Here is a 21,299-nt window from a genome sequence, read left to right as displayed (position 1 = left end):
CTGACTCTAGCGTCTCAAGACAAAAAACGGCCCGAAGTGGGCCGTTCTTGTTTACATGCCAATAATCAGGCCCGCAACTTCCGCGTCATCCGCAACGCCAACAAACTCCCGCCAATAATCACCTCCATCAGCAGATACGGAATCGCACTCAGCCAGCCAGTCACCAGGTTGTCGCTGAATCCGAGGTTCTTGATGATCGACGGCAGCCGAATCGGGCGCTGGATAATTTAGAGGTGGCGGCGGATTCTGCTGTTTGATCCGCTGAAAAAGAAACGACCTGCGGGCCGTAATGAGAGGGTCACACCGACACTCTGCGAGGCCTACACTTTCGCAGGGTGTTTGGTTTTTTGAAATCATCATGAGCACTGTGACACTGACCGGCATCAGACTCAGCCAGATCTCGGCTTGACCATTCGTCGCTACTGTCAAAGTTGACAGTAGCGGGGTGCTCGGCAATTGACGCTTGATGGCATGGCCCACGCGGCATGAACCCGATCAGCGAAGGAGCGTCCCCATGAGTGTCCCAAATCCCTTCTCTACTGACCCCGCGCCGTATTCCGGCGGACTCCCGATCCCACCTTGCACAATTGCTCCTTTTCCTAACGTGGGGGTTAGCGGAAGAGGGCCGGTGGATGTTTCATTACAAAATCCGTTCTTGTCTTACTGCGCGACGCCTCACGGCGGATTCCCGATCCCACCTTGCACAATTGCTTCCTTTCCTAACGTGGGGTTGAGCGGAAGCGGGCCGGTGGGTGTTTCAGTGCAAAATTCCTTCTCTACCGAGCCCAGGCCGTATTCCGGCGGATACCTGGTCCCACCTAGCGCCATTGCACCCTTCCCTGACGTCGGGTTGAGTGGAAGCGGGTGGGCGAACGCTCCATTTCAAAGCATGATCTTTAGTTATTGCACGACGCTTCCCGGCGGAACCCCGATCCCGCCGGGCACCAGTACCCCCTCCACTGGAGTCGAGCTCGGCGCACGCGGGCCTGCGTATGCTCTATATGTGATCACGGATTACGGCAGAGAGGTGGCCAATGGAGCGTTTAATGAGAGCGGTGCGTCCATTAATCCGTTGGAAAACCTGGCTCCGGGGCCTCATAGCTTTGAACTACGGCCTGATCGCAACTCGCCGCCGATCCACACCTGGCCTCTGACTGTGGAGCCCGTTGCACCTGTAAGAAATGAGAATTTTAACAACGTACCAATTGGCAATTACCCGGGGGCGCTTATAACACCTGGACTCAAGATAACTGCAACTTCCGGTGCTTTTGGCGTAACGGTATACACCACGCCTAATCATCAAGTTCCTTCGCTTCCAGGCAAAATCGATGGCAGGGCGGCTGTGCTGCAGACAAACAGTGGCGCAATGGGGATTTTCAGATGTGATTTCCCGCAGCCGACGAACGCTGTTACCTTCTACTACGCGCGAGTTTTGTTTCTAGGCGGATCGGTCGCGATCTATGACCGCGCGCAAAATATGATTCAAACACTGCCTCTTCAAGTGACAGGACCGTATGATTCCCCAATCGCACATCTGATGGCATTTAATGCTGTAGATATAGCCCGATGCGACATCATTACTCCGCCCAATAACGGCATTGTCGTAGATAATTTCACATTCTAGGGCAGCGGTTCCGGGCAGTTCCTGGTTGTATGCCCCCAAAATGCGCGGAACTGAAAATCCAGAATAGAAAACGGCCCTGCAGAGGGCCGTTTCTGTATCCCACTAAGGCTTAAGCCCGCAACGTCCGCGTCATCCGCAACGCCAGCAGACTCCCGCCAACAATCACCCCTGCCAGCAGATAAAGCGCCGCATCGGTCGAGCCAGTGCTGTCCTTGACCCAACCCACCAGATAAGGACTGAGGAACCCGGCCATCTGCCCCATGGAGTTGATCAACGCCAGACCACCCGCCGCAGCACCCGCGCTCAGCATGGCAGTCGGCACCGGCCAGAACATCGGCAAACCGGTCAGCGCGCCCATGGTCGCAATGGTCAGACCGAGGATCGCAATCGCCGGGTTCGCCGCGAAGTTCACCGCAATCAGCAGGCCGACAGCGCCCATCAACATCGGCACTACCAAGTGCCAGCGACGTTCTTTGCGCAGGTCCGCCGAACGACCGACCACCAGCATGAACACCGCTGCCAGCAGATACGGAATCGCGCTCAACCAGCCAATCACCAGGTTGTCGCTGAAGCCGAGGTTCTTGATGATCGACGGCAGCCAGAAGTTGATCGCGTAAACGCCGCTCTGGATGCAGAAGTAGATCAGGCCAAACGCCCAGATCGCCGGGTTCTTGAACACCGCGATCAGCGAATCGGAAGTGGTTTTCGGTTTGTTCGCCAGGTCTTCCGCCTGATCGGCTTCCAGCACCGAACGCTCGAGCGGGGTCAGCCATTTGGCAGCGGCGAAGTTGTCGCTCAACAGGAAGTAAGCGAGTGCGCCGAGGATCACAGTCGGAATGCCCTGCAGCAGGAACATCCACTGCCAGCCGGCCAGACCACCCTGGCCTGCAGCGAAGTGATTGAGGATCCAGCCGGAAAACGGGCTGCCGAGCAGGCCGGACACCGGGATCGCCGACATGAACAGCGCCATGATCCGCCCACGGCGGAAGGTCGGGAACCACTGCGAGAGATACAGCACAACACCCGGGAAGAACCCGGCTTCGGCGGCGCCGGTGAACAGGCGCAGGGTGTAGAACTGGGTCGGCGTGGTGACGAACAGCAGGCAGGTCGACAGCGTGCCCCAGGTGATCATCATCAGCGCGATCCAGCGCCGTGGGCCGAATCTGGTCAGCGCCAGGTTGCTCGGTACGCCGCACAGCACGTAGCCAATGAAGAAGATACCGGCCCCGAGGCCGTACACGGTTTCGCTGAATTTCAGCGCGTCGAGCATCTGCAGTTTGGCGAATCCGACGTTGACCCGGTCGAGGTAGTTGAACAGGTAGCAGATGAAGATGAAGGGGATCAAACGCAGGGTGATGCGTTTGTAGACGGCATTTTTATCGTCAGCGATGGTCTGGGCGGCAGCGGCGCTCTGCGACATGGCGGCTCTCTCTTTATTATGATTTTTTGCGATGCAAAGGGTAACGTTGATCGCCCTGAGAGTCTCGGTCACCTTTGGCCGGATTGTCTTTGTGCCTGAGCACAGGGTTTGCCGGCAGACCCTGTGCGGGTGAACAACCGTCCGCGCCTGTTTTCAAGGATTTTCCCCTTATGTTCGAACTCGATCACGACCTCGCCCAGGACATCGTCGACCGGGCCATGGCCATTTTGCCCTACAACGTCAACGTCATGGACAGCCAGGGCCTGATCCTCGGCAGCGGCGAGCCGGAGCGGATCAACACCCGCCACGAAGGCGCGCAACTGGTGCTGGCCAACGGGCGGGTGGTGGAGATCGATGCGCAGACCGCCGTGCATTTGAAAGGCGTGCAGCCGGGGATCAATCTGCCGCTACTGCTCGACCAACGCCTGATCGGTGTACTCGGCATTACCGGCGAGCCGGAGCAACTGCGCACTTACGCCGAACTGGTGCGCATGACCGCTGAAATGCTGGTCGGCCAGCGCAATCAGCAATCCGAGCAGCAATGGCGGCGGCAGCGTTGCGATGACCTGCTTGCGTTGTTGCTGAGTGAGGCGGGGGATTCACCGCGCCTGGTGGATGAAGCCCAGCAGCTTGGGCTGAAACCACAATTGACGCGAGTGCCTTATCTGTTTGAGCTGGGGCTGGAGCACGGGCCGGGGCAAACCGTCGAGGCGCTGAGTGCCTGGCTGATGTCGCGTTATCCAGACAGTTGGTGCGTGAGTTCGGCCAAGTCGTCGCTGTTGTGGTGTCGGCCGGCGAGTCAGAACGTCGAGCATGATCGGCTGCTGGAAAAGCTCGATGGTCTGGGCTGGAACATCCTGCGCATTGCCGTTGGCGGGCAGGCTGATGGACTGGCCGGGTTGCGCCGTTGCTATCGGCGGGTCGGCGATTTACTCGCCTATGGCCGCGAAGTGCTGCCGCGTTCACGACTGCTGACCCTCAATCGCTACCGCTTGCCGGTGATGCTCTGGCGTCATCGCAACGACGATGCGCTGGATGAACTGCTCAAACCGTTACGCAAAGTCATCGCCAAGGACAGCAACGGCCAGTTGCTCGCGACCCTGCGCAGCTGGTGCGATCACGACGGGCAGAGCCAGGCCTGCGCCGATGCCTTGGGGATCCACCGCAACAGCCTGCGTTACCGGATGGAGCGGATTGCCGAGTTGAGCGGGGTCGATCCGCTGAAGCTCGACGGCATGTTGGCGTTGTATCTCGGGGTGCAATTGCTGCCGCAGACTGACTGAAGCTTATTCGGCGCCTCGGATAATGCTTTCGCGAGCAGGCTCGCTCCCACATTTGGAATCCATTCTTCTGTGGGAGCGAGCCTGCTCGCGATGGCGGTGGGACATTCAGCACCGAAATTCCTGCCTTTGTGAAAATGAACAATAAACGCCAATCCAACTTGTGCAGCGGACAGGCGTCAACGTTTGAAGCGACTGGCAGCATGAGGGGCATTGGAACTGGAGAATTCGCATGAAAATCGTCATCGCCCCCGATTCGTTCAAGGACAGCCTGAGTGCCCAAGGCGTTGCAGAAGCCATCGCGCTGGGCCTGGCGCAGGTCTGGTCGCAGGCGACGCTGGTCAAATGCCCGATGGCCGACGGTGGCGAAGGGACGGTGGAGTCGATTCTCGACGCCTGCGAAGGCGAGTTGCGCCGCACCTGCGTGCGCGGCCCGTTGGGCGCGGCGGTCGAAGCCGCGTGGGGCTGGCTGCCGCACAACCACACCGCGATCATTGAAATGGCCGAAGCCAGCGGCTTGCAACTGGTGCCACCGGGGCAGCGGGATGCGTGCATCAGCAGCACGTTCGGCACCGGTGAGCTGATCCGTGCAGCGCTCGATGCTGGCGCACAACGGGTGATTCTGGCCATCGGCGGCAGCGCCACCAACGACGGCGGTGCCGGCGCGATGCAGGCGCTGGGCGTGAAACTGCTGGATGCTCAAGGGCAATCACTGGTGCCTGGCGGTCTGGCGCTGGCACAACTGGCCAAACTGGATCTCGATGAACTCGACCCGCGTCTGGCACAAGTCCGTTTCGACATCGCCGCAGACGTCAACAATCCGCTGTGCGGCCCCCACGGCGCTTCGGCGATTTTCGGTCCGCAGAAAGGCGCATCACCCGCGCAAGTGCAGCAACTGGATCAGGCCCTCGGTCACTTCGCCGAACTGTGCGCGCAAGCGTTGGGCAAGGATGTTCGGGACGAGCCTGGCAGCGGTGCAGCGGGCGGACTGGGTTTTGCCGCCAAGGCGTTTCTCGGCGCACGGTTCCAGGCCGGGGTTGAAGTGGTCGCGGAACTGGTCGGGCTGGCCGATGCAGTGAAAGGCGCAGATCTGGTGATCACCGGGGAAGGGCGCTTCGACGCGCAGACCTTGCGCGGCAAAACCCCGTTTGGCGTCGCGCGAATCGCCAAGCAACACGGCGTCCCCGTAATCGTCATCGCTGGCACCTTGGGCGAGGGCTATCAAGAACTCTACGGTCACGGCATCGACGCCGCATTCGCCGTCACCAGCGGCCCGATGACGCTGGAACAAGCCTGCGCCGAAGCGCCGCGTCTGTTGCGCGAACGTGCTACTGACATTGCCCGCGTCTGGCGCATGGCGACTGCGGGCTGACCTGTCACCCATCATCTAAAACGGCGGGTGTTTCAATCGCGAAACACTCGCAATAATTAGAAAAATATTTGCGCTTTACCTGCAAAATTCCTCAAGCCTGGCCGATATATAGATCAGGCGCGCACAGGATTTCCACAAACAGTGACGCCGGACTGAAGCCCGCCCTCGCGGGCCAGTGATTACGGCATGGATGCTCTTAGCTTCGACTTTCCGAGAGCCTTCCTATGTCCCTGCGTAATCTGAATATCGCACCCCGTGCCTTCCTCGGTTTTGCCTTTATTGCCCTGTTGGTGATCGTGCTCGGCGTCTTCGCCGTCAACCGCATGTCGGTCATCCGCCAGGCCTCTGTCGAGATGCAGACCAATCAGTTGCCCAGCGTCGCCTACCTTGGTGTGGTGACGGAAAACGTCTTGCGCCTGCGTATTCTGTCGTTCCGTATTCTGGTCAACCGTGACGCCGCCGGTCTGCAGGAGGCACAGACCCGCATCGGCGTACTCGTCGATAAAGTGCGCAGTGCCCAGGCCGCCTACGCCGCATTGCCGGCAGAGAGTGAAGAGCGCGCGCAATATCAGGCCTTCGCGACGACGCTGGACAACTACCTGCAAGCGCAAAATCAGATGATGGAGTTGTCCCGTCAGGACAAGGTCGAGGACATGCGCACCCTGATCAACACGAAGATCAAGGACGGCACCGACCAGATGGGCGAGCAGCTCAACAAGCTGATTGCGATCAACGCCGCCGGTGCGAAAGACGCCTCGATTCAGGCCGGTGAGCATTACGACAGCGCCATCACCGGCGTGGTCATCGTGGCGGTCATCGCCGCTGTGGCTACCGTGCTGCTGGCCCTGTTGCTGACCCGCAGCATCGTCACCCCGTTGAACCGTGCCGTGGCCGCTGCGCAAACCATTGCCGATGGCAACCTGACCAAAGCCATCGAAGTCGACGGCAAGGACGAACCGGCGCGTCTGCTCGAAGCCTTGGCAGTGATGCAGACCAACCTGCGCAAGACCATCGAGCAGATTGCCGGTTCCGCCACGCAACTGGGCGCCGCTGCCGAAGAACTCAGCGCCGTGACCGAAGAAGCCTCCCGTGGCCTGCAACAGCAAAACGACGAAATCGAACAAGCCGCCACCGCCGTCAACGAAATGACCGCGGCGGTGGAAGAGGTTGCGCGCAACGCAGTCTCGACCTCCGAAGCCTCCAACCAATCGACTCACGCTGCTCGTGAAGGTCGCGATCAGGTGGTGAAAACCGTCGACGCGATCCAGACCATGACCCAAGACGTGCAGAACACCGCACAAATGATCGAAGGCCTCGCCGCACAGGGCCGCGACATCGGCAAGGTGCTGGACGTAATCTGCGCCATCGCCGAACAGACCAACCTGCTGGCGCTCAACGCTGCCATCGAAGCAGCCCGTGCCGGTGAGGCCGGGCGTGGTTTTGCCGTGGTAGCAGACGAGGTGCGTGCCCTGGCCCATCGCACCGCGCAATCGACCCAGGAAATCGAAAAAATGGTCGCCGGCATCCAGAACGGCACCGGCGAAGCAGTGGAGTCGATGCAGCAAAGCAACCAGCGCACGCAGACAACCCTGGAAATGGCCCGCGCCGCTGGCGTGGCGCTGGAGCAGATCACCCAATCGATTCATCAGATCAACGAGCGCAATCTGGTGATCGCCAGCGCTTCGGAAGAGCAGGCGCAAGTGTCCCGTGAAGTCGACCGCAACCTGGTGAATATCCGCGATCTGGCCACCCAATCGGCAGCCGGTGCGAATCAAACCAGCGCCGCGACCCACGAACTGTCGCGTCTGGCGGTGGATTTGAATGCGATGGTGGCGCGGTTTGTGATTTGACCTAGGGTGAAGGCTGGAGACCGCGCAATCAGGAGACGTACATGCGCTATTCAGCCTTGACCCAACGAATCGCCGGGGAGGGAGCAGCGGCCTGGCGGATTCACGACCGAGCGCTGGAGCTGCGCGCCGAAGGGGTCGATGTGTTGCTGCTGTCGGTGGGTGATCCGGATTTCGATACGCCGTTGCCGATCATCCACGGCGCCATCGACAGCCTGCTGGCGGGCGATACCCATTATTCCGAAGTGCGCGGCCGCCTGGAGCTGCGCAAGCGGATCGCCGAGCGCCATCGGCGACGCAGCGGCCAGGACGTGGACGCTGACCATGTGATTGTGCTGCCGGGCGCGCAATGCGCGGTGTATTCGGTGGCGCAATGTCTGCTGGATCCGGGCGATGAAGTCATCGTCGCCGAACCGATGTATGTCACCTACGAAGGCGTGTTTGGCGCTTGCGGCGCGACCGTGGTGCCAGTGCCGGTTCGTCCGGAAAACGGCTTTCGTGTCGATCCGGTGGATGTCGCGGCGCGCATCACCCCGAAGACTCGGGCCATGCTGCTCAACAGTCCCAACAATCCTTCCGGCGCCAGTCTGTCGCTGCTGATCTGGCAGGAGCTGGCAGCGCTGTGCATCCGTCATGACCTGTGGCTGATCAGCGATGAGGTCTACAGCGAATTGTTATACGAAGGCTCGCATGTCAGCCCGGCGAGCCTGCCGGGCATGGCCGAGCGCACGGCGACCATCAACAGCCTGTCCAAATCCCACGCCATGACCGGGTGGCGGATCGGCTGGACGATCGGCCCCAAACCGTTGGCGGAGCATTTGGTGAACCTGTCGCTGAGCATGCTGTTCGGTCTGCCGGATTTTGTGCAGAAAGCCGCTCAGGTCGCACTGGAAAAGGATTTGCCGGAAGTGACCCAGATGCGTGAGGAATACCGTTTGCGCCGGGATCTGGTGTGCGAACGGTTGCGCGGCTGTCCGGGGCTGTACCCGATCAAACCTGATGGCGGGATGTTCGTGATGGTCGACGTGCGCCAGACCGGGATCGGCGCGCAGGGTTTTGCCGAACGGCTGCTGGAAGGGTATGGAGTTTCGGTGCTGGCGGGAGAGGCATTCGGGCCGAGTGCGGCGGGGCATATCCGCATCGGGCTGGTGGTGGATCGGGTGAAGCTGGCGGATGCGTGTTCGCGGATTGCCCTTTGTGCTGCTCAGCTTCTCCAGGTGCGCAGTGCCTGAAAGTTGTGTATTGCCTTGACTGGCCCCTTCGCGAGCAGGCTCGCTCCCACAGTGTACTGCGGTGTACACAAGACCTGTGGGAGCGAGCCTGCTCGCGAAAGGGCCGGTACAAGCGCTGAGAGTTTCAGCTCTGCCAAGCCGATGAGTTCACCAGATTCATTGGCTTCTCCCCACCCAACGCCGCCAACAGATTCTCCACCGCACACCGCGCCATGGCCTCGCGCGTTTCATGGGTCGCCGAACCCATGTGCGGTGTGGCCACCACGTTGTTCAACTGCAGCAACGGCGAGTCATGATTCAGCGGCTCACGCTCGAACACATCCAGCCCCGCCGCGCGAATCCGGTTATGGCGCAAGGTGTCGATCATCGCCGCCTCGTCCACCACCTTGCCCCGTGAGATGTTGATGAAGATGCTTTCCGGGCGCATCAACCCAAACTGTTCCGCGCCAATCAAACCCTCGGTCTGTGCGGTCAGTGGCAACGTGAGGCAAATGAAATCCGCCTGCCGCAGCAGATCCTCCAGACTGCGGTACTGCGCATCGAAACGCGCTTCAACTGCCGGTTTGCGCGACTGGCTGTGATAGATCACCGGCATCCCGAACCCGAAATGCCCGCGCTGCGCCAGCGCCTCGCCAATCCGCCCCATGCCGATGATGCCCAGCCTCTTGCCATGCACATCGGTGCCGAAATGCGCCGGGCCAATGCTGCGATGCCAGTGACCGCCGCGCACCATGTTCGCCAGTTCCACCACGCGCCGGGCGGTGGCCAGGATCAGTGCGAAACCGGTGTCGGCGGTGGTTTCGGTGAGCACGTCCGGGGTGTTGGTCAGCAGGATCCTGCGCCGGGTCAGGTAGTCGATGTCGTAGTTGTCGACGCCCACCGAGACGCTGGAAATCGCTTCGAGCTTCGGCGCCAGATCGAGCAGCGCCGCATCCAGTTTCAGGCTGGCACCGAGCAAACCGTGAGCGGCGGGCAGTGCGTCGCGCAGTTTCATCAGGCCAGTGGCGTCGAGACTGTCGATCAGTGTCACATCGACCTGTTCCTCAAGGCGCGCCATCAACGCCGGCGACAGTTTCTTGTACAACACAACCTGCTTTTTCATTGCAGTCATCTCTCTTTCAATTCAGGAATGGGCCGGCAGCGGACGCGGTGCGACGTGCTTGGCCATCAGCCGGTCGCTCGCGCCGGGCTTGAGAAAAATCGTCAGCACCACCGAGAGCAACAACGCGCCGCTCATCAACAAGTACGAAGCGCCGGGCGAACCGGTGGAGCTGTTCAGGTAGCCGACCAGATAGGAACCGCCGAACGAACCGAGGGCGCCCATGCTGTTGATCAGCGCCATGGCGCCACCGGCAACGTTGGCCGGCAGGATCTCGGGGACGATGGCGAAGAACGGCCCGTAAGGTGCATACATGCAGGCGCCGGCAATCACCAGCAACGTGTACGACCACCAGAAGTGTTCTGCACCCAAAGCGTAGGAGCCGTAGAACGCCACCGAAGCAATCAGCAGCGGCGGCCAGACGAAGCGTTTGCGTTTTTGCAGTTTGTCCGAGCCCCAGGACACCAGCAGCATGCCGATCACTGCCGCCAGATACGGCAGGGCCGACAACCAGCCGGCCTCGATCATGTCTATTTGCGCGCCGGCCTTGAGGATCGACGGCAGCCACAACACGAAACCGTAGACGCCAATGCTCCAGCAGAAGAATTGCAGCGCCAGAATGATCACCTTTGGCGAGCGGAAGGCTTCGGCGTAGTTTTTCACCGCTTTGATCCCGACCTGTTCGGCGGCGAGAGCGCTTTCCAGATCGTGCTTTTCCCGGTCGCTGAGCCACTTGGCCTGGGCCGGACGATCATCGGCGAGTTTCCACCAGATGAATGCCCAAAGCACCGCCGGCAGTCCCTCGATGATGAACATCCAGCGCCAGCTGAAATGCTGCACCAGATAACCCGAAACCACCGACATCCACAGCATGGTCACCGGGTTGCCAAGGATCAGGAAGGTGTTGGCCCGTGAGCGTTCGGCGCGGGTGAACCAGTGGCACAGATACACCAGCATCGCCGGCATCACCGCGGCTTCGACCACGCCGAGCATGAAACGGATGACGATCAGCCAATAGGCGTTGGAGACCACGCCGGTCAACGTGGCGAGCCCGCCCCAGAGGATCAGGCTGACGAAGATCAGCTTCTTGACGCTGTGCTTTTGCGCGTAGATCGCTCCGGGCACCTGGAAGAAAAAGTAGCCGAGGAAGAACAGCGCGCCGAGCAGCGAGGACAGGCCCGGCGTGATCATCAGGTCGGCGGCCATTCCGGAGGCGGCGGCGAAGCCGTAGTTGGCACGGTCGAGGTACGCCAGGCTGTAGGTGATGAACACGATCGGCATGATGTACCACCAGCGGCGGGTGGCGAGGGTTGCGGTTTTCATGGTCTTGCTCCTGAGCTTGTTGTTTTTGTCGCAGCAGGTTCAATTAATCGGTTGTTTGTACTGGCCCTATCGCGAGCAGGCTCGCTCCCACACTGGATCGGATTCCAACTCAGAACCCTTGTGGGAGCGAGCCTGCTCGCGATTGACGGCCTCCGGCTCAGCCGAAAGTTCGGATCGGGTCGGCAAACCCTCCATGTCGCCACGGCTCTGCACCGCCCGGCTGCCAATCCAGTTGGCGCGTCTGACGGCTTCGGGAAAACTCAGGTGCTCCAGCAAGGCGCTGATCATCCCCACCGCAAATCCGTCCCCGGCGCCGACCGTATCGACCACGGTCTCGACCGGCACCCCGGCGACAAACCCCTGATCCAGATGCGTGCGGTAATACGCGCCCTGCGGCCCGAGCTTGATTGCCACGGCTTCGGCACCCTGATCGAGATAGAACGCAGCAATATCCGCCGGATCTTCAAACCCGGTCAGCAACCGGCCTTCGCTCAACCCCGGCAACACCCAGTGGGCGAGGGCGGCGAGGCGGTTGATCTCGGTGATCATCTCTCGCTCACTGGCCCACAGGCTCGGGCGCAGGTTCGGGTCGAACGACACGCTGCGCCCGGCGTTGCGCATGCGGGTCATCAGTTCACGGGACATTTCTCGCGCTGAGGCGGACAGCGCCGGGGGAATGCCGGTGGCGTGCAGATGTCGGGCGCCGAGCAGTGTCGGGGTGATCGACTGCGGCGACAGGTGACTGGCTGCCGAGCCACGACGGAAATATTCGACCGTCGGGTCGCTGCCGTCATCGTTGCGGGATTTGAGCTGGAAACCGGTCGGGTGCGCGTTGTCGACTTCGACATGGCTGCAATCCAGTCCTTCGCGAGCCAGAGTCTCGACGACAAATCGTCCCAGCGAATCGGCACCGACCCGGCTCAGCCACGCAACTTTGAAACCCAACCGGGACAAACCGATGGCCACATTGCTGTCCGCCCCGGCAATCCGCCTGTGGAATTGGTCGACGAATGCCAGATCACCGCATTGTTCGGCGACAAACATGGCCATGGTTTCGCCGAAGGACAGAATATCGATCTCAGACATGAGCAGGCTCCAGGGAGGATTGGCCGAGGCGGGCGAGGGCGGCGACGTGTTCGGTAGTGAGTTGCATCAGGTCATCGCCCTGCAACGGGTATTCGGCGGCGCGCATGACCCCTTGGGCCATGTGCCGTAGCAGTTGTTCCCACAGATGCAGATCAGTGGCGGCCGGCGGCACCGCCACCAGTTTGCCGTCGGCACGACGGGCCACTGCTTTGCAATGCACGTAACCGACGTGGCGGCCCAACAAGCGTGCGGCGCTGGTGGCGGACTGGTCTTGCCACTGCCAGTTGCCGATGTCGAAGGTCATCTTGATTGGCAGGTTGTGTTGTTCGACAGCGGCGAAAAAGCGCTGGAACGGTTCGATGCGACCACCGTGCAGGGTCTGGTCGTTCTCCACCAGCAGTTGCACCGGGCTTTGCGCAAGGATTTGCGCCAGCGTCTGCAGATCGTTGTTGTCGGTGAAGAAACCAAGGGAAACTTTCAACCACTTCGAGCCGAACGCTTGGGCGTTCTGCAGTGCGGTGATGAGTTCGGGATTGGGTCGCGACTGGCCGGCAAGCCACAGTTCGGTGGGCGAGGAGTAGATGCTTTGAAGGCCTTCGACTTGTGTTGCGGCGGCGAGCTGTTCGGGGACTTCGTTGGTCAGCAGCTCTTCGCGCCATTCGATGCGATTGGCGCCGGCGGCGGCCAGCACTTCGATGAATGAGCCTTGACCGCGGCGGCGAACGAGGTCGGCGCCGTAGCTGGACAGGCTGATGGAGACGGCAGGTTTATTCATTGTTATCTACCTCTGAAACCGGTTTCATTTTTGGTCAAAAAAATTTTGGTGGCTCCGCAGGGCCTTATTCCGCCTTACTGCGCGTTGAGCCGCGCTCGATCAGCACCGACGCAAAATCCCGAGTTCGCGCCGCTTCATCATTTCCACGGAGGCGCGTGAGCAAGCATTCAAATGCCTGTGCTCCAATCTCGGCGGTTGGCTGGGCGAGGGCGGTGATCCCGCTGCCTACCAGCGGGTACCAATCCAGATCATCCAGCGCGATCAACCCGACATCCTCGAACAACCGGCAGCCAATCTCGCGCAAGGCCAACGTGCAAGCCAGCGCTGCCACGCCATTGGCGCAGAACAGGGCTTTCGGCCCGTTATCAGGTGTGTTCAAAAAGGTTTGAAGATCGTTCGCAAGGCTTGGACCGGTTTCCAGCACCGCGCCACGCAGGTCTCCGCGCTGGCCAATCTGCTGCTGAAAACTGCTGACCCGCTCGATTCGTGAACTGGTGCCGTCGTACGGTTCAGTCACTAGCAGTACATCGCGATAGCCACGCTGCTGAAGATGTGAGAGCGCCATCTCGATGGCTTGCGGGTTGTTCAACCCGACCATGTCGCTGTCGAGCCCGTCGACCTTGCGATCCACCAGCACCAGCGGCATTTCCCGCTTCAGCTCGTCCAGTTCATCCCGGTGATGGCCCAGGGTGTTCACGATCAGTCCTTCGATGTTGTACGAGCGCAACAGCGCCAGGTGCTGACGTTCCTGCTCGTCATCGCGGTCGGTGTTGCACACCACCAGGCTGTAGCCATGCCGGCGGCAGGCGGTTTCCACCCCGTGCATCACGGCAATCGAATAAGGGTTGCGGATATCGGCCACCAGCATGCCGATCAGCCGGGTGCGGCCGCGCTTCAAGCCTCGGGCCATTTGATTGGGGCGGTAGCCCAGTTCGGCAATGGACTGCTCGATGCGCTGCGCAATGGCATCGGAGAGCAGGGCGCGGTCATCGCCGATGAAACGCGAGACGCTGGCCTTGGATACGCCCGCGTGTTCGGCGACGTCAAGCATGGTGACGCGGCTGCGTTGGGCGGCGGAGAAGTCGTTCACGGTGATGGACCTTGTTTTTATGTCTGTGTGCAGCTAACGAAACAAATGCTGAAACCGGTTTCAGTTGGCCTGAAAAAACCGTTCTTCGTCAAGCTCCCGAAGCGTCAAGTCTGACATCCAGTTCAGATTGTTCCGACAGGCGGTCTTGAGACCTGTCAGATCTGACAGTAGGCAAGCGTGGAAAATCGTCGCCTAATCGAATTGAGTCCGACATTGAATCAAGTGCGCATTCATAACGCCTGCATCAAGGGAGATCGCCATGCCGCCCGATCAACAAATAACCGCAGAGGCTTTGAAAATCGATGGTGTGAGTGATCTCGACCCGGAGGGCTACGTACCGTCGGACATATTGATTAATGGAACTCTGATAAGGATACCGCGCTGGGCTCGCTTTCCGCCGCCGCCAGCTCCGGGAGAGGCTGCCAAACATACGGTTCTTCATATCTACTGGCAGCAGAACAATGTCGAAACAGAGATCGTCAGGAAAACTTACACTTACGTCGATGATCAGCCCGAGTTCACGTTTTCGTTAACACCGCAACAAATGAGCTCCAACGGGACCGCGTTTATTCGTTACGTTCTGGAAGGCTTTGATGGCAATGACGATCCGTCACCTGTGAAAAAGTTAACTATTTTACATGCGTCGCTTAGGGCTCCTGTGTGCCCGGACGTGGATATATGGAATACCCTGCATTGTTATTCTGTTCCTCCGGTGTCGGAGAAAATAAGAGTAAGAGTAAATCCGGAGTCGGTGTTTGCTGCTTTCGATGATTTTGTAATTGAATGGCAAGGTTTCGCGACAAGAGACGGAAAACCTCCTGCGTTGACTCAGATTTTTAAATTTAATAAAAAAGTTGATGCGAATGAGGCTGTCAATGGATTTGTGTTCGATATTTTGTTTGATCCTTATGTCCGGCCTATGTTTGACAACCATTCTGGAGTGGCGAGATACATTGTTTTTCGAAATGGAACACCTGTTTATAAATCTTTTGATGTTGTGGTCTCGATAGATCGCAAGATAGCAGGCGAGCTGGTTCCCTGTGGCGGCTATCCTTGAAAGTGGTGGTAGGGTGAAGTAACAAACGATTGCCTGAGAATGTGCAGCGAAGTCGTTGAGAGACTGCGTCGTTTGTCACGCTGTTCGTGTTTCTGATCGTTTATTTAAATAGTATTTGAATTAAACAAATCGGGAGAGAAATAATGACCGCTCAAGAAAAAATAAGCAGTGGAAAAAAACTGACCCCTCAGGAAATTGCCAAGCGCTCTCGCCTGGCATTGCGAACCAATTATGTAAATGTGGGAGTCAGGTCAGCCGCCCCGGAAGTTATTGGAAAAATCGTCGATGATTTGATTCCCAAGGCAATTCTGGATCCGGGCCCGTTGAACATTCAATTCGATACCAGAACAATAACAAACCCTCATGACCTTGATGCATACCGGTTATTTATTCGCAAGGGCGCGTCGGGAACTCCGATTACGATCGTAGATAAAGATATTGGTGTTGTTGCAGGGCGCCCTGACTTTGTGGATATAGAAGTCCTTACAGCTCAACTTGTTGATGATGATACGAGCAAAGGATCTACAACCTGGCAATGGTTTTTCAGCTTTATCAAAGGCGCTGATGGTAACCCGGAAAATCATGGGTGGTTCAACATTGAAATTGATCGGCGCGCGCCTGAAGAAGACGTGCCAGGGACAAAGTTTCGACCTGAGGCGGTCAGCTTCGTCAACTTAAGTCCACCTCATAAAATTGATGAGGTATGGCTGGGAAGTCATACATCGCTTGATCTGACTATCAATATTGCGTATCTGTACTATCGTCCCGATGACAATATTGATATTTATATTGGTACCAATATCGGAGTCGGTACGCCTGTCTATTCCAAACCGTTGACATCGGCAAACGTGTCCATTCCAGTAGCGGATCTTCCAAAAATCGATGGAACTTATTTCATCTGGTACAAATTGAGGGATGTGTGTGGCAATATAAGCGATATTTCCCTCACGGCCACAGTCGTTGTAGAGCGAGTTCCGCCACCATCCCTTAGGGATTGTCTGATTCCCAAAGGTATATCGCCGGATGTCATTGATCTGGAGGATCTCAAGGGGCCGGTTTATCTGGAAGTGCCGTATACCACCAATGGCAATCAAAATGATCGCATCATTCCCACGGTTGCTGTTCCCGGAGGTAATTCAGTTCCTCTTGGAAGTCAGACTCTCGGCCCTGATACAACAAGAACGCTTCAGTTCCTCATCACTACCAGCCGGCTTCTCCATCTATGGGCGAATGCCACGACTGTAGTGGATTTAATTGCCAACTATAAATTCGGCCGCGGCGTCGAGCCACTTGTTGACTCAGTGGACACTCCTTCAGGCATCGACTTCTCGTACAAAGGACCCATCAACCCGGGTTTCCCCGGAACGGAAAACCCTGACATGGTCAAGGTGCTGGTTGTCGGCGACTCCGCCACGCCGAATCACATTCTGTCCAGCGACCGTGGAAAGGATGCGACCATCAGTACACCAATGGTTTCTGCCGGTCATGCGTGGGTTCCGCTTGGGGATGAGACGGCAAGACTCTGGTATGACGGTAAAGAGGTATTCAGTGTACTTCTGACTGCCGGTGCCGTTACGCCCTTGAGTGCCACCATTGATGCCGCTGATATCGACGCCGCCGGTCCAGGCAAAAAAATTGCGTACTGGACAATTGAAGAAACCGGTGGGCGAAACGTAATCAAGTCTTTCGATACCGAAGTCACCGTTGATCCGGTTCTGGTCAATCTGCCTCCACCGACAGTACGGCTTCATAACGGTTTTGTTTCCTGCGTGTCTCTGAAACCTTTCACCTGGGAACTGCCGGTAACCGTTCCGATTGATGCCACTCATATGCCAACAGGAACGACTGTCAGGATCAGATCAGTCGGCACTGAAGACTCAGCGGGTTTGAAAGAGATTACAGGTACGGAGTTCACTACTACCTACCCTATCAACGGCTCAGAAACTGGAGGGGTATTCACGGTTGACGTCCAACCGTATCTGACAAAAATCAAACCGATCCAGCCGCCAAACGGCTCCGGTTTGCCGAAAGGATATATCAAAATCCAGTACTTCGTACCTATCGCAGGGGTGGAGAATCCTTCTGATATTTTTCTGAATATTGTTTCTTTGCTGAATGACAGCTTCAAGTATTGCGAGGAGGCATAACGTATCGGTCCCGGGGAAGGCTGGCTTTCCCCGGGATTTCTTACGTGAGCAGAAAATAATCCTAGAACAATCTCGGATAAGTCCTACATACAGCTTCCAGTTCCATCTGTAGTTTGCCGGCCGAAATGAGCGAAGAGTCGCCGGTCTGGATAATTCGCCTCTGCTTCCGAGGGGCAAGAGCAGGAACTTTACGATGCGTGCAGTTAGAATTTTTAATCCGATACACGTCAACAGAGTGTTGGGCAGCAGCTCCACTTTTTGCATTTCGTTCCTCATAGCTCAATCTGTTTGCGCCGGCCAGTTGGTCGGTGGTAGTCAGACCATCGGCAGTGGCTCAAACGTTGAGCAGTGGGTGCTTTCTCAGGCGGCGACATTGAATGTAAATGGCGCACAGACACTTGATATCACGGCGACAGAATCTACATTGAATGCCACCGGCGCCACGACTCAGCAGATCTCCGCCACTAACGGTTCCAGTGTAAATCTCGTTAATACAACGGTAAGCGGCGGTAACGCGAGAACGGCACTTGAGGTCATCAACAGTAACGCGACCATCAGTGGCAACAGCAACATTTCCGGCAATCGCCTTGGCCTGCAGGTAGGGCATGAGGTCACTACCAATACCGGCTCCAATGTAACGGTCACCGATAGCAACATTACCGGTGTGACGGGTGGGGCTCGGGTCACGGCGTTCAGTAATCTGGGGCTGTCCAATGCGAAAATTGACGGAACAGGTGCCGGCAGTGCTGGTCTCTCCTTGATCAGTGGTACCGCCAATGCGACTAACGGTACGCGTATCACCGGCGGACAAAATGGCGCGACCCTGGGGCTGGAAGGTGCTGGTTTGCCCGCGAGCCAACTCAGTCTGGATCGCTCAAGCATCGAAGGTAAAAACGGCTCCGCCATTGTGGTGGATTACGCAGGCACTTCAGCTGCGGCCTCCACGATCAATGTACTTAATGGTTCGACGCTGACCGGAAGCAACGGCACCATTCTGGAGGTCAAGGGAGGTGCCAATGCTGTACTGAATGTGGCAAACAGTGATCTGGCCGGTAATGTTCAGGCCTCCGGAAACAGTGTCGCTGGGGTGAATTTCGATCAAGCCTCGCTGGTCGGCAATGTGACGGCCGATACGGGCAGCACGGCGACGGTGTCATTGCAACGAAGTTCGCATTTGACCGGTGTCATGAGCAATGTCGCTACGGCCACCATCGATGCGACTTCGAGTTGGACCATGACGGGAAAAAGCCAGGTAGGTGACCTGGTGGTTAACGGTGGTCAAGTGAAATTTGGCGTTGACAACACGTTCTATCAATTGAACGTCACCAACTTGTCCGGCAACGGACTGTTTCTGATGCGCACTGATTTCACGACGGGGCAGACTGACTTTCTCAATGTGGCCGGCACTGCAACGGGAGCCCATGAGCTTTTGATTGCCAGCAGTGGTAACGAGCTGCCAAGCGGTCAGCCCGTTCAAGTGGTTCATACCGCAGCAGGAGATGCCACATTCCGACTGGCTAATGCCGGTGGTGCAGTTGATCTCGGGGCGTTTTCCTACGGGTTGAAATCCGACGGGACTGGTCGAGACTGGTTTCTCGACCCAACAACCCGCACTGCGAGTCCTTCCACGCGGGTGGTCACTGCTCTGTTCAACACAGCGCCGACTGTGTGGTACGGCGAACTGACTTCCCTGCGTAGCCGGATGGGTGAATTACGCTTCAATCCGGATAAATCAGGTGCCTGGATCAGGGCCTACGGCAACAAGTACAACGTGTCGGATGCTTTCGGTGATGGCTATCGCCAGACTCAGCAAGGGTTCTCGCTGGGGGCTGATGTACCGTTGCAATTGGGGGATGGGCAATGGCTGCTTGGGGTAATGGGGGGGCACAGTACTTCGGATCTGGATCTGAGTCGCGGAACTTCTGGCACGATCAAAAGTGACTACGTTGGTACATACCTGACCTGGATGGACGAAGTCAGTGGCTATTACGTCGATGGGGTACTCAAACTCAACCGTTTCCGGAATGACGCGAAAGTGGGAATGAGTGATGGCACACAGTCGAAAGGTGATTACAACAACATCGGAGTCGGTGGGTCCATGGAGTTCGGTCGTCACCTGAAACTGGAGAATGGCTATTTCGTCGAACCGTTCACACAAGTATCGGCTGTGACGATAAAAGGCAAAGACTACAAGTTGGATAGTGGTCTTCAGGCCGAAGGCGATCGCACTCGTTCCTTGCTCGGTAAAGTCGGTGTAACGGCAGGGCGGGATATGCAATTGAGCAACGGTACTGAACTTCAGCCGTACATGCGTGCGGCACTGACACACGAGTTCTCTAAAAATAACGAAATCAAAGTCAATAATAACGTGTTCAATAATGACCTTTCCGGATCGCGAGCCGAGCTCGGAGCTGGTATTGCCGTTAACTTGTCAGAGCGATGGCAGGCTCATGCCGAACTTGAATACATGAACGGCAAAAACATCGAAATGCCTTTGGGTGGAACTGTGGGTATACAGTTCAAGTGGTAAAGCGTTGCGGTTGCCAATTTTATGTGTGACAAAGAAATGCCTTGGTCTTGCCAAGGCTTTTCTTTTTGTCAGTCTTGCAGGCTCAGGATCGTATCGAAATGCGCCCTGCAGAGATAGGTTTCGCTGCCATCAGCTTTATCAATCTCTGCATTGAATGACCCAATGAATGTCATGTTCTCGGTGTTCAGTTTGTATTGAATGGCACCGGATCTTGCGAGTTGAAATGTGGGATTCTGGATGTCTTTGTAGTCGTTGTAAAACACTGAGGCGTCGCTATCTCCTTCTGTGATTTTCACAATGCCTTCTTTAGAATCTTTCGGAAATGTAATGGTAAAAGTTTTTGTTGTACCGTTTTTGGGGTCTGATGCAATGACAACCCAAATATCACCTCTTTCGGGTGTTGTGTCGCTTCTTAATTCGGTGTGCAGGGCACCAAACGTTGAGCCGTCCTCCAGGTTGGCGGAAAAATATTCATTTTGTTCGGAAAGAGTACAATCGGTTTTCAATGCGGCGTTATTCATGACTTAATACTCCGTTATTATTGCAAGGCGGACCCATGGCGATATTCTGAATATCGCCAATATGGAGTCCTTATATAGAGCCAATATGGACGCACTGTAAACTGTCAGGTATGACAGCTATGCAAAATATGTTTTTTGTGATTTGTCTTGGTGATGAATATGCCCGCGAGAAACGTCCCAGGCGTTACCCAAACAAACCCGCTGCAATATTGATCGAGAAACCGAGGATGGCAGTATTGAACACAAACCCGATCAACGACTGCGCCAGCACGATCTTGCGTATCTCCCGCGTGGCCACACCAACATCCGCCGTCTGCACAGCCACACCGATGGTGAACGAGAAGTACAGAAAGTCCCAATAGTTGGGCGTGGTCAGGCCTTCGGCAAAGCGCAGCGCCGGCTCCTTGCCGTCCCAGGTGTAAAACAGCCGGGCGTAGTGAACGCAGAAAATCACCCCGATCAGTAGCCACGAACCGATGACGGTCAGCGCGGTAAAACCGTAATGCAGGAGTTTGCGGGTGGTTTCCAGGTCCTTGCTGCCAGCCAGTTCGACGGTAATGGTCGCCAGGCTCGCCAAAGCAGCGATGCAGACGACAAACAGCACCAGCCCGGCATTTTCATCCTCGACTTCGGCAATGCGTTTGACGTCCGGCGCTTTGGCGCGGATGGTCAGCCAAAGCATCAGGATCAGGTAAGTCCAGACCCCGGCGTTCCAGCCGATGAGGATTTTGCTGATGACAGATTCCGCCGGGGCCAGGAGGCCTGCGGCAAGGCCGAGCAAGGCGGCAGCGGAGAGGCGAGGGTGGGTGCGGGCGAGGAAGCGCATGAGGACTCGATGGGCCAGGGTGGTTCAGACACCTTAGCCCAGCGCGGCGACCTGTGGCCACCGCGCCGGG

16 protein-coding genes are annotated in these 21,299 nt (G+C 57.4%); 8 read left to right on the top strand and 8 right to left on the bottom strand.

Going from position 1 to position 21,299, the window contains the following annotated elements; genetic code table 11:
• Positions 1–1,003 precede the first annotated feature (1,003 nt).
• On the top strand, positions 1,004–1,624 hold the full coding sequence (locus DXT77_RS29735; RefSeq protein ID WP_147407004.1) for a hypothetical protein: 621 nt from the start codon (positions 1,004–1,006) through the stop codon (positions 1,622–1,624).
• Between the two features lie 109 nt (positions 1,625–1,733).
• Here the strand turns inward: DXT77_RS29735 and DXT77_RS15285 are convergent, their stop codons facing one another.
• Positions 1,734–3,044 carry an MFS transporter gene (locus DXT77_RS15285; RefSeq protein WP_119428234.1) on the bottom strand — a complete coding sequence of 437 codons (1,311 nt, stop codon included), beginning with the start codon at positions 3,042–3,044 and terminating at the stop codon, positions 1,734–1,736.
• Positions 3,045–3,214: 170 nt separating this feature from the next.
• Here DXT77_RS15285 and DXT77_RS15280 point away from each other — a divergent pair, with 170 nt between their 5' ends.
• The 4 genes from DXT77_RS15280 to DXT77_RS15265 all read left to right on the top strand — a co-directional run bounded on the left by DXT77_RS15280 (position 3,215) and on the right by DXT77_RS15265 (position 8,775).
• The gene (locus DXT77_RS15280) at positions 3,215–4,327 is read left to right on the top strand and encodes a sugar diacid recognition domain-containing protein (RefSeq protein ID WP_119428233.1); all 1,113 of its coding nucleotides are present in this window, start codon (positions 3,215–3,217) and stop codon (positions 4,325–4,327) included.
• Between the two features lie 229 nt (positions 4,328–4,556).
• The gene (locus DXT77_RS15275) at positions 4,557–5,696 is read left to right on the top strand and encodes a glycerate kinase (protein WP_119428232.1); all 1,140 of its coding nucleotides are present in this window, start codon (positions 4,557–4,559) and stop codon (positions 5,694–5,696) included.
• A gap of 224 nt (positions 5,697–5,920) precedes the next feature.
• Positions 5,921–7,546 carry a methyl-accepting chemotaxis protein gene (locus DXT77_RS15270; RefSeq protein ID WP_119428231.1) on the top strand — a complete coding sequence of 542 codons (1,626 nt, stop codon included), beginning with the start codon at positions 5,921–5,923 and terminating at the stop codon, positions 7,544–7,546.
• A gap of 41 nt (positions 7,547–7,587) precedes the next feature.
• The gene (locus DXT77_RS15265; RefSeq protein ID WP_119428230.1) at positions 7,588–8,775 is read left to right on the top strand and encodes a pyridoxal phosphate-dependent aminotransferase; all 1,188 of its coding nucleotides are present in this window, start codon (positions 7,588–7,590) and stop codon (positions 8,773–8,775) included.
• A gap of 124 nt (positions 8,776–8,899) precedes the next feature.
• On the opposite strand, the gene DXT77_RS15260 is transcribed toward DXT77_RS15265, so the two are convergent.
• The 5 genes from DXT77_RS15260 to DXT77_RS15240 all read right to left on the bottom strand — a co-directional run bounded on the left by DXT77_RS15260 (position 8,900) and on the right by DXT77_RS15240 (position 14,148).
• Positions 8,900–9,877 (bottom strand): D-glycerate dehydrogenase, encoded by a 978-nt coding sequence (locus DXT77_RS15260; RefSeq protein ID WP_119428229.1) that lies wholly within the window; start codon positions 9,875–9,877, stop codon positions 8,900–8,902.
• Between the two features lie 21 nt (positions 9,878–9,898).
• A complete protein-coding gene (locus DXT77_RS15255; protein WP_119428228.1) occupies positions 9,899–11,197 on the bottom strand; it encodes an MFS transporter in 1,299 nt (432 codons plus the stop codon).
• Positions 11,198–11,263: 66 nt separating this feature from the next.
• Complete coding sequence (locus DXT77_RS15250) at positions 11,264–12,283, bottom strand: sugar kinase (RefSeq protein WP_119428227.1); 1,020 nt, start codon at positions 12,281–12,283, stop codon at positions 11,264–11,266.
• Positions 12,276–13,058 (bottom strand): sugar phosphate isomerase/epimerase, encoded by a 783-nt coding sequence (locus DXT77_RS15245; RefSeq protein WP_119428226.1) that lies wholly within the window; start codon positions 13,056–13,058, stop codon positions 12,276–12,278. Before DXT77_RS15245 ends, DXT77_RS15250 begins: the two co-directional genes overlap by 8 nt.
• A 64-nt stretch (positions 13,059–13,122) precedes the next feature.
• Complete coding sequence (locus DXT77_RS15240) at positions 13,123–14,148, bottom strand: LacI family DNA-binding transcriptional regulator (protein WP_119428225.1); 1,026 nt, start codon at positions 14,146–14,148, stop codon at positions 13,123–13,125.
• A 259-nt stretch (positions 14,149–14,407) separates the two neighbouring features.
• Between DXT77_RS15240 and DXT77_RS15235 the strand changes: the two genes are divergently transcribed.
• The 3 genes from DXT77_RS15235 (at position 14,408) to DXT77_RS15225 (ending at position 19,882) form a co-directional block, all read left to right on the top strand.
• Positions 14,408–15,205, top strand: coding sequence for a hypothetical protein (locus DXT77_RS15235; RefSeq protein ID WP_119428224.1), 798 nt, complete (start codon positions 14,408–14,410; stop codon positions 15,203–15,205).
• A 143-nt stretch (positions 15,206–15,348) separates the two neighbouring features.
• Entirely contained in the window at positions 15,349–17,352 is a 2,004-nt protein-coding gene (locus DXT77_RS15230; RefSeq protein ID WP_119428223.1) for a hypothetical protein, read from the top strand.
• A 193-nt stretch (positions 17,353–17,545) separates the two neighbouring features.
• Positions 17,546–19,882, top strand: coding sequence for an autotransporter outer membrane beta-barrel domain-containing protein (locus tag DXT77_RS15225; RefSeq protein WP_119428222.1), 2,337 nt, complete (start codon positions 17,546–17,548; stop codon positions 19,880–19,882).
• Positions 19,883–19,950: 68 nt separating this feature from the next.
• Here DXT77_RS15225 and DXT77_RS15220 read toward each other — a convergent pair whose 3' ends face one another.
• Complete coding sequence (locus tag DXT77_RS15220) at positions 19,951–20,403, bottom strand: hypothetical protein (RefSeq protein ID WP_119428221.1); 453 nt, start codon at positions 20,401–20,403, stop codon at positions 19,951–19,953.
• 184 nt (positions 20,404–20,587) lie between these two features.
• A complete protein-coding gene (locus DXT77_RS15215) occupies positions 20,588–21,229 on the bottom strand; it encodes a DUF1345 domain-containing protein (RefSeq protein ID WP_114883288.1) in 642 nt (213 codons plus the stop codon).
• Between the last annotated feature and the right edge of the window lie 70 nt (positions 21,230–21,299).

The organism is Pseudomonas sp. 91RF (assembly GCF_003576265.1).
In the GTDB taxonomy this organism is placed as follows: domain Bacteria; phylum Pseudomonadota; class Gammaproteobacteria; order Pseudomonadales; family Pseudomonadaceae; genus Aquipseudomonas; species Aquipseudomonas kribbensis.
The sequence above is the reverse complement of the archived record's forward strand: the minus strand, read 5'-3'. Positions and strand labels throughout refer to the sequence as shown.

Excerpts from the sequence above, each read along its gene's own strand:
- DXT77_RS15245 (WP_119428226.1), bottom strand. The coding sequence starts at position 13,058 with ATGAATAAACCTGCCGTCTCCATCAGCCTGTCCAGCTACGGCGCCGAC.
- DXT77_RS15225 (WP_119428222.1), top strand. The coding sequence starts at position 17,546 with ATGCGTGCAGTTAGAATTTTTAATCCGATACACGTCAACAGAGTGTTG.
- DXT77_RS15235 (WP_119428224.1), top strand. The coding sequence starts at position 14,408 with ATGCCGCCCGATCAACAAATAACCGCAGAGGCTTTGAAAATCGATGGT.
- DXT77_RS15230 (WP_119428223.1), top strand. The coding sequence starts at position 15,349 with ATGACCGCTCAAGAAAAAATAAGCAGTGGAAAAAAACTGACCCCTCAG.
- DXT77_RS15270 (WP_119428231.1), top strand. The coding sequence starts at position 5,921 with ATGTCCCTGCGTAATCTGAATATCGCACCCCGTGCCTTCCTCGGTTTT.
- DXT77_RS15250 (WP_119428227.1), bottom strand. The coding sequence starts at position 12,283 with ATGTCTGAGATCGATATTCTGTCCTTCGGCGAAACCATGGCCATGTTT.
- DXT77_RS15275 (WP_119428232.1), top strand. The coding sequence starts at position 4,557 with ATGAAAATCGTCATCGCCCCCGATTCGTTCAAGGACAGCCTGAGTGCC.
- DXT77_RS15285 (WP_119428234.1), bottom strand. The coding sequence starts at position 3,044 with ATGTCGCAGAGCGCCGCTGCCGCCCAGACCATCGCTGACGATAAAAAT.
- DXT77_RS15215 (WP_114883288.1), bottom strand. The coding sequence starts at position 21,229 with ATGCGCTTCCTCGCCCGCACCCACCCTCGCCTCTCCGCTGCCGCCTTG.
- DXT77_RS15255 (WP_119428228.1), bottom strand. The coding sequence starts at position 11,197 with ATGAAAACCGCAACCCTCGCCACCCGCCGCTGGTGGTACATCATGCCG.
- DXT77_RS15280 (WP_119428233.1), top strand. The coding sequence starts at position 3,215 with ATGTTCGAACTCGATCACGACCTCGCCCAGGACATCGTCGACCGGGCC.
- DXT77_RS15265 (WP_119428230.1), top strand. The coding sequence starts at position 7,588 with ATGCGCTATTCAGCCTTGACCCAACGAATCGCCGGGGAGGGAGCAGCG.
- DXT77_RS15260 (WP_119428229.1), bottom strand. The coding sequence starts at position 9,877 with ATGAAAAAGCAGGTTGTGTTGTACAAGAAACTGTCGCCGGCGTTGATG.
- DXT77_RS15220 (WP_119428221.1), bottom strand. The coding sequence starts at position 20,403 with ATGAATAACGCCGCATTGAAAACCGATTGTACTCTTTCCGAACAAAAT.